1 protein-coding gene is annotated in these 370 nt (G+C 70.8%); it reads right to left on the reverse strand.

Annotated elements, in window-relative coordinates; genetic code table 11:
• Nucleotides 1–351, reverse strand: a 351-nt coding sequence (locus N801_RS22290; RefSeq protein WP_211254771.1) for a helix-turn-helix transcriptional regulator, incomplete at its 3' end; no start/stop codon positions are given.
• Between the last annotated feature and the right edge of the window lie 19 nt (nt 352–370).

Below are 370 nucleotides of genomic sequence, written 5' to 3' on the forward strand. Positions count from 1 at the left end.
GCGCTTGAACTCGCGGCTGAACTGCGACGGGCTGTCGTAGCCGACCGCCGCGCTGGCGGCCGCGGCGGTGAGCCCGTTGCGCACCATCAGCAGCCGCGCCTGGTGCAGCCGGGTGGACTTCAGGTACTGCATCGGCGAGGTCTGCGTGACCGCCTTGAAGTGCACGTGGAACGCCGGCACGCTCATGCCGGCCTCGCGCGCCAGCTGCTCGACGTCCAGATCCTGCGGGTAGGCCGCGTGGATGCGCCGCAGCGCCCGCGTCACCTTGCCGAAATGCCCCTGCATGGAGAGGGCCGCGCGCATCGACGGGCCCTGGTCGCCGGTCAGGATCTGGAAGTAGATCTCGCGCACCAGCGACGGGCCGAGGATC

The sequence above is a fragment of the Knoellia aerolata DSM 18566 genome (genome assembly GCF_000768695.1).
GTDB lineage: Bacteria > Actinomycetota > Actinomycetes > Actinomycetales > Dermatophilaceae > Knoellia > Knoellia aerolata.